The organism is Rheinheimera sp. UJ63, assembly GCF_021568285.1.
In the GTDB taxonomy this organism is placed as follows: Bacteria; Pseudomonadota; Gammaproteobacteria; order Enterobacterales; family Alteromonadaceae; genus Alishewanella; species Alishewanella maricola.
The window spans coordinates 1275544-1288196 of sequence record NZ_JAKGTQ010000001.1 but is presented as its reverse complement, the minus strand read 5'-3'; the positions used below and the strand labels follow the sequence as shown (position 1 = coordinate 1288196).

Annotated in this window: 13 protein-coding genes; all 13 read left to right on the top strand. The window is 45.8% G+C overall.

The genetic code is table 11. The features are described from left to right. The first annotated feature begins 17 nt into the window (after positions 1 to 17). The 13 genes from L1N97_RS05845 (at position 18) to glmU (ending at position 12584) form a co-directional block, all read left to right on the top strand. Positions 18 to 815 (top strand): ParA family protein, encoded by a 798-nt coding sequence (locus L1N97_RS05845; RefSeq protein ID WP_236129123.1) that lies wholly within the window; start codon positions 18 to 20, stop codon positions 813 to 815. A gap of 26 nt (positions 816 to 841) precedes the next feature. Further along, positions 842 to 1720 (top strand): ParB/RepB/Spo0J family partition protein, encoded by an 879-nt coding sequence (locus L1N97_RS05840; RefSeq protein WP_229586160.1) that lies wholly within the window; start codon positions 842 to 844, stop codon positions 1718 to 1720. Positions 1721 to 1849: 129 nt separating this feature from the next. Beyond that, a complete protein-coding gene (locus L1N97_RS05835) occupies positions 1850 to 2230 on the top strand; it encodes an ATP synthase subunit I (RefSeq protein ID WP_229586161.1) in 381 nt (126 codons plus the stop codon). A gap of 14 nt (positions 2231 to 2244) precedes the next feature. Next, complete coding sequence (gene atpB, locus L1N97_RS05830) at positions 2245 to 3105, top strand: F0F1 ATP synthase subunit A (RefSeq protein ID WP_236129122.1); 861 nt, start codon at positions 2245 to 2247, stop codon at positions 3103 to 3105. 44 nt (positions 3106 to 3149) lie between these two features. Then, complete coding sequence (atpE, locus tag L1N97_RS05825; protein WP_062483651.1) at positions 3150 to 3383, top strand: F0F1 ATP synthase subunit C; 234 nt, start codon at positions 3150 to 3152, stop codon at positions 3381 to 3383. A 44-nt stretch (positions 3384 to 3427) separates the two neighbouring features. Continuing rightward, positions 3428 to 3898: a F0F1 ATP synthase subunit B gene (atpF, locus tag L1N97_RS05820; RefSeq protein WP_226750654.1), complete on the top strand. Its 471-nt coding sequence runs from the start codon at positions 3428 to 3430 to the stop codon at positions 3896 to 3898. An 11-nt stretch (positions 3899 to 3909) separates the two neighbouring features. Continuing rightward, on the top strand, positions 3910 to 4443 hold the full coding sequence (atpH, locus tag L1N97_RS05815; RefSeq protein WP_226750653.1) for a F0F1 ATP synthase subunit delta: 534 nt from the start codon (positions 3910 to 3912) through the stop codon (positions 4441 to 4443). A 13-nt stretch (positions 4444 to 4456) separates the two neighbouring features. Further along, positions 4457 to 5998, top strand: a complete 1542-nt coding sequence (atpA, locus tag L1N97_RS05810) for a F0F1 ATP synthase subunit alpha (protein WP_229586164.1) — start codon at positions 4457 to 4459, stop codon at positions 5996 to 5998. Positions 5999 to 6050: 52 nt separating this feature from the next. Further along, a complete protein-coding gene (gene atpG, locus L1N97_RS05805) occupies positions 6051 to 6914 on the top strand; it encodes a F0F1 ATP synthase subunit gamma (RefSeq protein WP_236129121.1) in 864 nt (287 codons plus the stop codon). Positions 6915 to 6946: 32 nt separating this feature from the next. After that, the gene (atpD, locus tag L1N97_RS05800; RefSeq protein WP_226750650.1) at positions 6947 to 8332 is read left to right on the top strand and encodes a F0F1 ATP synthase subunit beta; all 1386 of its coding nucleotides are present in this window, start codon (positions 6947 to 6949) and stop codon (positions 8330 to 8332) included. Between the two features lie 22 nt (positions 8333 to 8354). Beyond that, positions 8355 to 8771 carry a F0F1 ATP synthase subunit epsilon gene (locus L1N97_RS05795; RefSeq protein WP_226750649.1) on the top strand — a complete coding sequence of 139 codons (417 nt, stop codon included), beginning with the start codon at positions 8355 to 8357 and terminating at the stop codon, positions 8769 to 8771. 199 nt (positions 8772 to 8970) lie between these two features. Next, positions 8971 to 10920 carry an alpha/beta hydrolase family protein gene (locus L1N97_RS05790; RefSeq protein WP_236129120.1) on the top strand — a complete coding sequence of 650 codons (1950 nt, stop codon included), beginning with the start codon at positions 8971 to 8973 and terminating at the stop codon, positions 10918 to 10920. Between the two features lie 299 nt (positions 10921 to 11219). Further along, positions 11220 to 12584: a bifunctional UDP-N-acetylglucosamine diphosphorylase/glucosamine-1-phosphate N-acetyltransferase GlmU gene (gene glmU / locus L1N97_RS05785; RefSeq protein WP_236129119.1), complete on the top strand. Its 1365-nt coding sequence runs from the start codon at positions 11220 to 11222 to the stop codon at positions 12582 to 12584. Positions 12585 to 12653: the final 69 nt, after the last annotated feature.

The window sequence follows — 12653 nt, the reverse complement described above, 5'->3', positions numbered from 1 at the left end:
GTCAAAGAGGGATCCTTGTGGGCAAAATCATCGCAATAGCTAACCAAAAAGGCGGCGTGGGTAAAACAACCACAGCGGTGAATTTGGCTGCCTCTATGGCCGCAACAAAACGTAAAGTTCTGCTAATTGACCTTGATCCTCAAGGTAATGCCACTATGGGGAGCGGCGTCGATAAATATGAATTAGCCGCCAGTGCTTACGAATTATTGGTCGATGAAAAACCCTTATCAGAAGTGGTCGTAAAAGAAACGACCGGCGGTTATCATCTGATCGGCGCCAATTCTGATGTGACCGCGGCCGAAGTGCGCCTGATGGACGTTTTTGCTCGTGAACTTCGTTTGAAGAACGCATTGAAAGCTTACAAAAGCAGTTACGATTTTATTTTTATCGATTGCCCACCTTCTTTGAATATGTTGACGGTTAACGCAATGGCTGCAGCTGACAGCGTATTAGTGCCGATGCAGTGTGAATATTTTGCGCTAGAAGGTTTAACCGCTTTAGTTGAAACCATTAATAAATTAGCCGCGGTGATCAATGGCGATCTGAAAATCGAAGGCATATTACGGACCATGTATGATCCCCGTAATCGTTTAGCCAACGATGTGTCTGAGCAATTAAAACAACATTTTGGTGATAAAGTGTATCGTGCGGTGATCCCGCGTAATGTTCGGCTTGCCGAAGCGCCAAGTTTTGGTACACCGGTAATGTATTACGATAAAAGCTCGACAGGCGCTAAAGCTTATCTCGCTTTAGCGGGTGAAATATTACGGCGATCTGAAAAGAAAAGTAGTACAGCAGCTAACCTAACCAGCTAACAGCCTCTAAAGGAATTACACTTCGCATGTCTTTAAAAAAACGCGGTTTAGGCCGAGGGCTTGATGCATTACTCACAGCAAGTAAACCTACTAACACAGTAGATGTCGCACCGATTAAATCGGAACTGCAAACTATTCCAGTAGAGTTTCTACGCCCTGGTAAATATCAACCGCGTAAAGACATGTCACAAGAAGCGTTAGACGATCTGGCCAGTTCAATCAAGGCGCAAGGGGTTATTCAACCCATCGTTGTTCGTACCTTAGCCGAAAACAGCTATGAAATTATCGCGGGTGAACGCCGTTGGCGAGCGGCGCAATTGGCACAACTTGCCGAAGTACCTTGTCTTATCAAAAATGTGCCTGACGAAGCTGCCGTGGCTATCGCGCTGATTGAAAATATTCAACGCGAAGATCTTAATGCTATGGAAGAAGCCATAGCACTGCAACGCTTGTTATCCGAATTTGAATTAACCCATCAACAAGTGGCTGATGCGGTCGGAAAATCACGCACCACTGTCACCAATCTCTTACGCTTAAACCAATTAAACGATGATGTGAAATTGCTGTTAGAGCATGGCGATATTGAAATGGGGCATGCACGGGCTTTATTAGCTTTATCAGATGCAGACCAGTCTGATGCTGCCCGTTTGGTGGCGGCTAAACAAATGACGGTACGTGATACTGAAAATTTAGTGCGGAAAATACTTGAACCCGCACCTGTACCCGAGCCAAAAGTAAAAGATCCCGATGTGATTGCACTTGAACAACGCTTAAGCGATCGCTTTGCGGCACCTGTGCAAATTCAGTACAACAAAAAAGGCAAAGGCAGTTTAATGATTGCCTATAATAGTTTAGATGAATTAGATGGCATTTTAGGTAAGTTAGGCCAAGAACAATCAGAATAGCTAAAATTTTCTCCAAGATCGCTACATGACTAAGGTCTAAGCCGCTTTTAGTTGCAAATCAGGGGCAAATAAGTATACTTTCGCATGTTTTTTGTAACCCCTTCTCGGGCGTTTTCAGAGGGAATTACAGTGGCTGAGCCAAATAGCCAGCAAAGTCGTAAAGCTGCATATTTGTTAGTTTTGTTTCAAGCAGTGTTTGCAACCTTGGTGGCGTTATTCTTTCTGATTGCGGCAGATGCCGCAGCGGCTAAATCTGCTTTTAAAGGCGGTTTAGTGGCAGTAATAGCGAATTTTGCATTCGCTTTTTTTGCGTTTCGTCACAGCGGCGCAGATAAAGCAGAATTGGTGGCGGCTTCAATGATGCGCGGCCAATCAATGAAAGTATTGTTAACAGTAGTGTTGTGTGCAGTGGTTTTTCAACAAGAGCAAACGGTAGCGGGACCTTTTCTTACCGGATTTTTGCTTACCCTGCTCACGCAATGGACAGCACCTTTTTTCTTTAAACATTAACATTGGGATGAAACATGGCTGCAGGTGAAGAGTTAACGCTATCCAGTCATATTCAGCACCACCTTACTAACGCCAAAATGTGTACCGTTGACGGTAGTGTCGCATTTAACAAAGCGTGTAGCGAGGCCGGGTTCTGGACATGGCACATTGATACGCTCGCTTGGTCTATTGGCTTAGGCCTCTTATTTATATTATTGTTCCGTAGCGCCGCTAAAAAAGCGACAACCGGCGTACCGGGTAAATTTCAATGCTTTGTGGAAATGGTTATCGAATTCGTTGCTGCCAACGTTAAAGATACCTACCACGGTAAAAGCAAGCTTATTGCCCCGCTGGCACTGACCATCTTCGTTTGGATTTTCCTAATGAACTTGATGGACTTAGTACCTGTTGACTTCTTGCCAGCCTTTGCCGGTTGGGTTGGAGCCACCTTCTTTGGTATGGACTCGCATGATGTTTACATGAAGATCGTACCCACAACGGATATCAACATGACCGCCGCTTTAGCATTGGGCGTATTCTTATTGATGATCGGTTATTCAATCCGTATTAAAGGTGTTGTTGGCTTTATTAAAGAGTTAACGCTGCATCCTTTCAGCACCAAAAACGTACCGCTGCAAATTGTACTGATCCCATTTAACCTATTACTCGAGCTGATTGCCTTAGTAGCCAAGCCATTCTCGCTGGCACTACGTTTATTCGGTAACCTGTATGCGGGCGAAATGATCTTTATCCTGATTGGTGCCATTGGCTTGTTGCAGTTACCACTGCACTTTGTTTGGGCGGTATTCCACATCCTGGTAATTGTATTGCAGGCGTTCGTGTTTATGATGCTGACCATTGTTTACCTGAGCATGGCCAGTTCGGACAATCATTAATTTTTTTTAAACTTTAACTTAAACTTGAAATATCGGAGATAAAAATGGAAATTGCAGTAGCTATCAAATTAATCGCAGTTGCGCTGTTAATCGGTTTCGGTGCTATCGGCACTGCGCTAGGTTTCGGTAACATGGGCGGTAAGTTCTTAGAAGCTTGTGCTCGTCAACCAGAACTAGCCCCTTCACTACAGGTTAAAATGTTCATCCTTGCTGGTCTTATCGACGCCGTAGCTATGATCGGTGTAGGTATCGCCATGTACATGTTGTTCGCAATGTAATTTAAGGTTTTTAAACTCGAACAACTAAATAAGGAGGAGCGGACGTGAATTTAAACGCCACTCTTATCGGAGAATTAATCGCTTTTGTCGTCTTTGTACTGTTTTGTATGAAGTTCGTCTGGCCACCGCTGAGTAATGCAATTGAAGCGCGCCAGAAGAAAATCGCAGACGGACTGACGGCTTCTGATCGTGCTGAAAAAGACTTGGCTTTAGCCCAGGACAAAGCAAAAGATCAGTTAAAAGATGCCAAAGCACAAGCGGCTGAAATCATCGAGCAAGCGAAAAAGCGTGAAGCGAAAATGCTGGACGAAGCGGTAGCGAAAGCTTCTGCTGAGCGCGACAATATCCTGGCACAAGCCAAGACTGAAATTGAAGCTGAACGCAATCGTTTACGTGAAGATTTACGCAAGCAGGTAGCAGCCTTAGCGGTAGCCGGCGCAGAGAAAATTCTGCAACGCTCTATTGACGAAGCGGCTCACGCTGACATCCTGGAAAAACTGGTACAAGAACTGTAAGAGGGTGAGCTATGTCTGATTTGACGAATATTGCTCGTCCTTACGCAAAAGCGGCCTTTGACTTTGCTGTTGAGCAAAAAGCATTGGACGCATGGTTAGAAATGCTGGTGTTCGCTGCGGAAGTAGCAAAACACGAACAGGTTGCTGCCATATTGCGTACTAACGGCACTGCCGAAACGCAGGCCGACCTGTTTATCCAGGTATGTGGTGAGCAACTCAATGAGCAAGGTCGCAACTTTATTAAAGTTATGGCTGAAAATCACCGCTTGTTGGCGTTGCCTGAAGTATTAGCAACTTTTATTGAGCATAAAGCAGCGTATGAAAAAGAAATTACTGTTGAAGTAACTTCTGCCACCACGCTGAATACTGCACAACAAGACAAGCTAATAGCTGCATTATCGCAACGTTTGGCACGCAAGGTTAAATTGCACTGTAGCGTCAATCCTGACGTAGTCGGCGGAATGCTGATTAAAGCAGGTGACATGGTAATTGATGGCTCGGTCCGCGGTAAGCTGGATCGTTTAGCAACTGCGCTGCAGTCTTAATGGGGAACAGAGAATGCAACTGAATTCCACAGAAATATCTGAACTGATCAAGAGTCGTATTGCTCAGTTCGACGTGGTCAGTGAAGCTCGTAACGAAGGTACTATCGTTCAGGTAACTGACGGTATTATCCGTATCAATGGCCTTGCAGACTGTATGCAAGGTGAGATGATAGAGCTTCCTGGCAGCCGTTATGCAATCGCACTGAACTTAGAACGTAATTCAGTAGGTGCGGTAGTCATGGGTCCGTATGCGGACTTAACGGAAGGCACAAAAGTTAAAAGTACTGGCCGTATCTTAGAAGTACCTGTAGGCCCAGGCCTATTAGGTCGTGTAGTCAATACACTCGGTGCGCCAATTGATGGTAAAGGTCCAATTGAAGCTGCAGGTTTTGAGCCAGTAGAAAAAATTGCACCTGGCGTAATCGAGCGTCAATCAGTTGATCAGCCAATGCAAACCGGTTACAAATCGGTTGATGCGATGATCCCGATCGGTCGTGGTCAGCGTGAATTGCTGATCGGTGACCGTCAGACCGGTAAAACGGCCCTGGCTATCGATGCAATCATCAACCAAAAAGCCACTGGCGTTAAATGCGTCTATGTGGCGATTGGTCAAAAAGCCTCTACTATCGCTAACGTAGTTCGTAAATTAGAAGAGCACGGTGCATTAGCTCACACTATCGTGGTGGTTGCTTCTGCCTCTGAAGCCGCAGCGCTGCAATATCTTGCACCGTACTCTGGCTGTACTATGGGTGAATACTTCCGTGACAACGGTGAAGATGCACTAATCGTATATGATGATTTGTCTAAGCAAGCTGTTGCTTATCGTCAAATCTCATTACTTTTACGTCGTCCACCAGGCCGTGAAGCTTACCCAGGTGACGTTTTCTATTTACACTCACGTTTACTTGAGCGTGCATCTCGTGTTAACGCCGATTATGTTGAAAAATACACGAAAGGCGCAGTAACAGGCAAAACCGGTTCATTAACGGCTCTGCCTATTATCGAAACACAAGCGGGTGACGTTTCTGCTTTCGTACCAACCAACGTAATCTCAATTACCGATGGTCAGATCTTCTTAGAAACTGACTTATTTAACGCGGGTATTCGCCCTGCCGTTAACGCCGGTATTTCAGTATCGCGGGTAGGTGGTGCAGCGCAAACTAAAATCATCAAAAAGCTGGGTGGCGGTATCCGTTTAGCCTTAGCTCAGTATTCAGAATTAGCCGCGTTCGCGCAGTTTGCTTCTGACCTAGATGATGCAACCCGTGCTCAGTTAGAGCATGGTCAAAAGGTGACTGAGCTGATGAAACAGTTACAGTACAGCCCGATGTCAGTTGCTGAGATGGGTGTGTCTATTTTCGCTATCGAAAAAGGCTTTATGAAAGATGTTGATGTTGCCAAAATCCTTGATTTTGAAGCAGGATTAATCGCCTTTATGAAAGCTGAACACGCTGAGCTGATGGCTGAAATCGATAAAACCGGTAACTACAACGACCAAATCGAGTCTACGTTCAAAGCCGCTATTGATAAATTCAAAGCGACGCAGACCTGGTAAGCAATGTGGGTGGCTTAGCCACCCCATTCGTTGAAAAAACGGAGATACAGTCATGGCCGGTGGTAAAGAGATAAAAAGTAAGATTGGGAGTATTAATAATACTCGCAAGATCACCAGTGCTATGGAAAAAGTTGCGGTCAGCAAAATGCGCAAAGCGCAAGACCGCGTGGCTGCAACTCGCCCATACGCTGAAGGTATGCGCAAAGTGATTGGTAATGTGGCGAATGGTTCGCTCGAATATCGTCATCCGTATTTAGCGGATCGTGACGTGAAACGAGTGGGTTACATCGTCATTGCTACTGACCGTGGTCTTTGCGGTGGCCTGAATACCAACGAGTTTAAACGAGTCGCTATCGAACTGAAGAACTGGAAACAGCAAGGTGTTGATGCTCAATTTGCCGTAATCGGTAATAAAGCCGCCGCCTTCTTCAAGCGCTTCGGTGGTAAAGTGGTCGCTGCACAATCGGGTTCAGGTGACGTACCACGTTTGGCTGATGTGATTGGTTCGGTGCAAGTAATGCTGCAAGCATTTAATGAAGGCCGGATCGACCGCATATTCCTGGTATACAACAAGTTTGTTAATACCATGAAGCAAGAGCCAGTGATCGATCAACTGTTACCTCTGCCAAAAGCAGACATCGCACAAAAAGAGCATAATTGGGACTATCTATACGAGCCAGATCCAAAACCTATTTTGGATATGTTGTTGTCTCGTTACATTGAATCTCAGGTTTATCAAGGTGTTGTTGAAAACGCTGCCAGTGAACATGCAGCGCGGATGGTGGCAATGAAAGCCGCAACCGACAACGCCGGTAACCTGATGGACGACCTGAAACTCGTGTACAACAAAGCACGTCAGGCCGCGATTACCCAAGAGCTCAGCGAGATCGTCGCAGGTGCGGCAGCTGTAGGCTAAGGTTAAGAGTTTTGCAAATTTGAGGAAACATCATGAGTCAAGGTAAGGTCGTCCAAATCATTGGCGCCGTTGTGGATATCGACTTTCCACAAGATGCGGTACCTGGTATCTATGACGCGTTAAACGTGACCGACGGTGATCTAGCTGGTTTAGTGCTGGAAGTTCAGCAGCAGCTGGGTGGCGGTACGGTACGGACTATCGCGCTGGGTACTACAGACGGTTTACGTCGCGGTTCAGCGGTAAGTAATACCGGTAAAGCAATTCAGGTTCCAGTCGGCACAGCGACTCTGGGCCGTATTATGAACGTATTGGGTGAGCCGATCGATGAAGCGGGCCCAATCGGTGAAGAAGAGCGTTGGTCAATTCACCGCGCTGCGCCTTCATATGAAGATCAAGCGGCGTCAAATGCCTTGTTGGAAACCGGTATCAAGGTTATCGACTTGGTTTGTCCGTTCGCAAAAGGTGGTAAAGTAGGTCTGTTCGGTGGTGCCGGTGTAGGTAAAACCGTAAACATGATGGAACTGATCCGTAACATCGCCATCGAGCACAGCGGTTACTCAGTATTCGCCGGTGTAGGTGAGCGTACACGGGAAGGTAACGACTTCTATCACGAAATGAAAGACTCTAACGTACTAGATAAAGTATCGTTGGTATACGGTCAGATGAACGAGCCACCAGGTAACCGTTTACGCGTTGCGTTAACCGGTTTAACTATGGCTGAGAAGTTCCGTGATGAAGGCCGTGACGTACTGTTTTTCGTCGATAACATCTATCGTTATACCCTAGCGGGTACTGAAGTATCTGCGTTGTTAGGTCGTATGCCTTCAGCAGTAGGTTACCAGCCAACGCTAGCGGAAGAGATGGGTGTGTTACAAGAGCGTATCACCTCAACGAAGACGGGTTCTATCACGTCTATTCAAGCCGTTTACGTGCCTGCGGATGACTTAACGGATCCATCACCAGCAACAACGTTCTCGCACTTAGATGCAACGGTAGTATTAAGCCGTAACATCGCTTCACTGGGTATTTACCCAGCTATCGACCCATTAGATTCAACTTCTCGTCAGTTAGATCCACTGGTTATCGGTAAAGAGCACTATGAAGTGGCGCGTGGCGTACAAACGGTATTGCAACGTTACAAAGAGCTAAAAGATATTATTGCCATCTTAGGTATGGACGAACTGTCTGATGAAGACCGTACAACGGTATACCGTGCGCGTAAAATCCAACGCTTCTTGTCTCAGCCATTCTTCGTTGCTGAAGTATTCACTGGTTCGCCAGGTAAATACGTTCCGCTGAAAGAAACTATCCGTGGCTTTAAAGGTATCCTGGCCGGTGAATACGACCATATGCCAGAACAGGCGTTTTACATGGTTGGTTCAATCGACGAAGCGATCGAAAAAGCGAAGAAACTTTAAGTTCAGGCTTTAGGAGAGCGAGATGGCGATGACAGTGCAACTGGATGTAGTAAGTGCCGAAGAAAAGATTTTCTCAGGCCTTGTCGAATCCGTGCAGGTCACAGGCAGTGAGGGCGAGTTAGGTGTGTTACCTTTCCACGCCCCGTTACTGACCACCCTGAAACCTGGCATGGTCCGTATCGTAAAGCAGTTTGGCGAAGAACACCTGATTTATGTTGCCGGTGGCGTACTTGAAGTACAACCCGATATGATCACGGTGCTCGCAGACATAGCGGTACGCGGTGAAGACTTAGATGAGCAAGCGGCTTTAGACGCACAGAAACGTGCAGAAGAAGCAATGCAGCATGCCAGCGCTGACTTTAATTACGCCGAAGCAGCCGCGCAATTGGCCGAAGCCATTGCTCAGCTGCGCGTGATACAAAAACTGCGTAAGAAATAAGTTTCCATTGATAAAAAACCACCTTAGGGTGGTTTTTTTTTGCCTAAAACAAAAACATGTCTAGCCTGGTTAGAGAGAAAGAAAAAACAATAGGCTTTAATTAGTTTAAAAACTTGTTTCAATCCTGAAAGCTATTTATATTAAATTATAAGTTAAAAAAAATAGTTAAAAACGATAATTAAAAACAGGATTAAATCTTATGCGTCTGTTTTACAGCATGCTACTGTTGATAGCGTCGAGCCTGCTTAATGTGCAAGCGCAAACTCTAAGCTTAGAAGATTATGCGCGTCCAGCGCAGTTTCTTGAGATTAAGATCTCTCCTACCGGTAAATACCTAGCTGCAACTTCACGGAACGAAGAAGGTAACATCTACCTACAAGTTATCGATATTAAAACCAATCAAATAGTCAGTGTGCGTCACTTTACCGGGCGGGATTCGATTGGCAGCATCAATTGGGCCAATGCCGAGCGTATTATCATCAGTTTAGTACGTGACATTGGTGCCTTAGAATCTCCGGTGGCTACCGGTGAATTATTTGCGGTGAATGCCGATGGTTCTAACCCGCGTATGTTAACCGGCTATCGTGCTAAACATGAGAATGATGCCGCCTCGGTGATCAATTATCTGTCTGATGACGATAACTATGTCTTGATTGTTACCGCGACCCCCAGTCGTCGCGGTTCTTTCAGTTTAGTAAAGCGGCTGAATATTGATAATGGTCGTGCGCGACAAGTGGCACGGGCACCGATGCGCTCCTCTGGCATGATGACTGATCGCACGGGCGTCGCGAGAATCACTATCGGTATTGATCAAGAAAACGATAATGAAATGATCATGATGTACCGCAAGAACGAAAAAGCCGATTGGGAGACCTTGCGTCGTTATGGTCAGCGTGATGGTTCTTTTACGCCCTTAGCTTTTATGCCAGATAACTTACATGTGTTGGGGCTAAGTGACACCCAAACAGACACCAAAGCGATCAGTATTTTAAACCCTGAGACGGGTAAAGAAGAGATCATCGCTCACCATCCTAAAGTAGATGTGTCACCGATTTACAGCATAAAAAATGGTTTTGTAAACGAAGTTATTGGTGCATCTTACGAATATGAAGATTACGAAGAAGTGTACTTTGCTGATATTGAAGACAAAGCTTTTAGTGGTTACTTACAAGGCTTACGCAATGCCTTTGCTGGCAAAAAAGTAAATTTTAGTTCCATCACTCAAGATAATAGCTTGGCAATATTAACGGTACGCTCGGCTAACCACCCGCGTGAGTTTTATTTATTCGATACCCGCAATATGCAGCTAAGTTATTTATTAAATGGTCAGCCCTGGATGAAAGCTGAGCAGTTAGCACAAACATCCTCGGTTTTATATACCTCGCGTGATGGCTTAGACATTCATGCCGTGCTGACCTTACCCAAAGACAAAGAAGCGAAAAACTTACCGTTAATTTTAATGCCGCACGGTGGGCCGCACGGTGTGCGGGACTTTTTAGAGATCGATTCAGATGCCAAAGTATTGGCGCAACATGGTTATGCCGTATTGCAGCCGAATTTTCGAGGCTCAGGTGGTTTTGGTCGCGCCTTCTTGCAACAGGGGTTTTTACACTGGGGCAGCAGCATGATTGATGATATGACCGATGGCGTACAACACCTGATTAAACAGGGTATGGTTGATGCAAATCGGGTTTGTGTCTATGGTGCCTCATACGGTGGGTATGCATCTCTAATGAGTGTGGTGCGTGAACCCGATTTATACCAATGTGCGGTGAGTTTCGTGGGTATGTCAGATCTCAATTTAATGTTTGAGGAGGGCGATACCACAGAGTCTCAAGGGGGGTTAAACACGCTAGAAATGTATATTGGCCGTGATAAAGCCCGTTTAGATGCGCAATCAGCGATTAAAAATCTCGATAAAATTAAAGCGCCAATCTTTATTATTCATGGTGCTCAAGATCGACGTGTACCGTTAATTCAGGCTGAAGTACTACGCGATGAACTGAAAAAACGTAATCACCCTTATGAGTGGTTAGTCAAAGAAAAAGAAGGCCATGGCTTTTATAAACCAGAGAATAACGTTGAGCGCTGGCAAAAAATGTTAGCCTTCTTTGATAAATATATTGGTGATAAACAAGCTGCGAACTAAATCGCTTTTTAATGAGCAACTAAAAGGGTTAGCACCGTTGGTGTTAGCCCTTTTTATTTGTTAATAGCCCGGTTACTGCTCTGTAGACTTGTAAGTCGACATCGCTATAGCTAAGCACTGAGCACAGGCCACAGCTGCTGCCATGGCTATTTATTACGATTTACCCATCGCAAAAGGCGTACTTAACTGTGTCTGCTTATTAAGCAGCGCCAGATGAACAAAATCTAAACCGCAAACGTCCACAAGCCATGGTATTTTCAGGTAGAATAGCCGCATTAAAACGTTAAGGATAATTGGTTATGGCATTAAATGTAGTGATCTTGGCTGCCGGTAAAGGCACCCGTATGAAATCAGACTTACCTAAGGTATTGCACAAGGTGGCTGAGCGGCCAATGGTACAACACGTTATTGATACTGCGCGTGCGCTTGGTGCAGCTAAACCGCAACTGGTTTATGGCTATGGTGCTGACGCATTAAAAGCGGCCATGGGTGAACAGCCACTGCATTGGGTATTACAAGCCGAACAGTTGGGTACTGGCCATGCGGTGGCGCAAGCCATCCCCAATATCGCCGATGACGATACGGTACTGGTGTTATACGGCGATGTGCCGTTAACCCGTATTGAAACCTTGCAGCAATTGTTAGCCGTTAAACCCGCTGACGGTTTAGCCATCTTAACGGTGAACTTAGTTAACCCAACCGGTTATGGTCGTATCGTGCGCGAAAATGGCAACGTGGTTGGTATTGTTGAACAAAAAGATGCCACAGCCGAGCAGCTTAAGATCACTGAAGTGAACAGCGGCATTATGGCGCTGCCAGGCAAACAGCTTAAAGGCTGGTTAGGCCGCTTATCGAACAGCAATGCGCAAGGCGAATATTACCTGACCGACATTATTGCCATGGCGCACAGCGAGGGTGTCGCCATTACGACGGCACAACCGCAAAATCCGATGGAAGTAGAAGGGGCTAATAACCGCGTGCAATTAGCGGCATTAGAGCGCGCCTATCAGCAGCGTAAAGCAGAAGAACTGATGCTGGCTGGCGCTAACCTGCGGGATCCTGCACGTATTGATGTGCGCGGCAGTGTTGAAGTAGGCAATGACGTAATGATTGATATCAACGTTATTTTTGAAGGCAAGGTGGTACTGGGTAAAGGTGTAACCATTGGCGCTAACTGTATTTTAAAAGACTGCAGCATTGGCGATAACACCGAGATAAAAGCTAACTCGATGATTGAAAAAGCCCGCGTAGGCAGTGATTGCTCGGTTGGCCCTTTCGCTCGTTTACGACCAGACACGGTTATGCTAGATGACAGCCATGTTGGTAACTTTGTTGAAATGAAAAAAACCACCTTAGGCCAAGGCTCTAAGGCGAATCACTTAACATATTTAGGTGATGCGGTCATTGGTGACAAAGTGAATGTTGGCGCCGGAACCATTACCTGTAACTACGATGGTGCCAATAAGTTTGTCACAACGATCGAAGATGGGGCCTTTATTGGTTCAAATAGTGCGCTGGTTGCACCGGTAACCGTAGGTAAAAATGCGACTGTGGGTGCCGGAACCGTATTAACTCGTGATGCCGAGGCGGGTGAGTTAGTCGTCGCTCGTGCTAAACAGCGACATATTACTGACTGGCAGCGCCCTGTTAAAATTAAAAAATAAACGCGCGTCTTAAGCGCTAATAAAAAGCCGGTCATGAAAAGACCGGCTTTTTTGTTTTAGTTTAGCCTG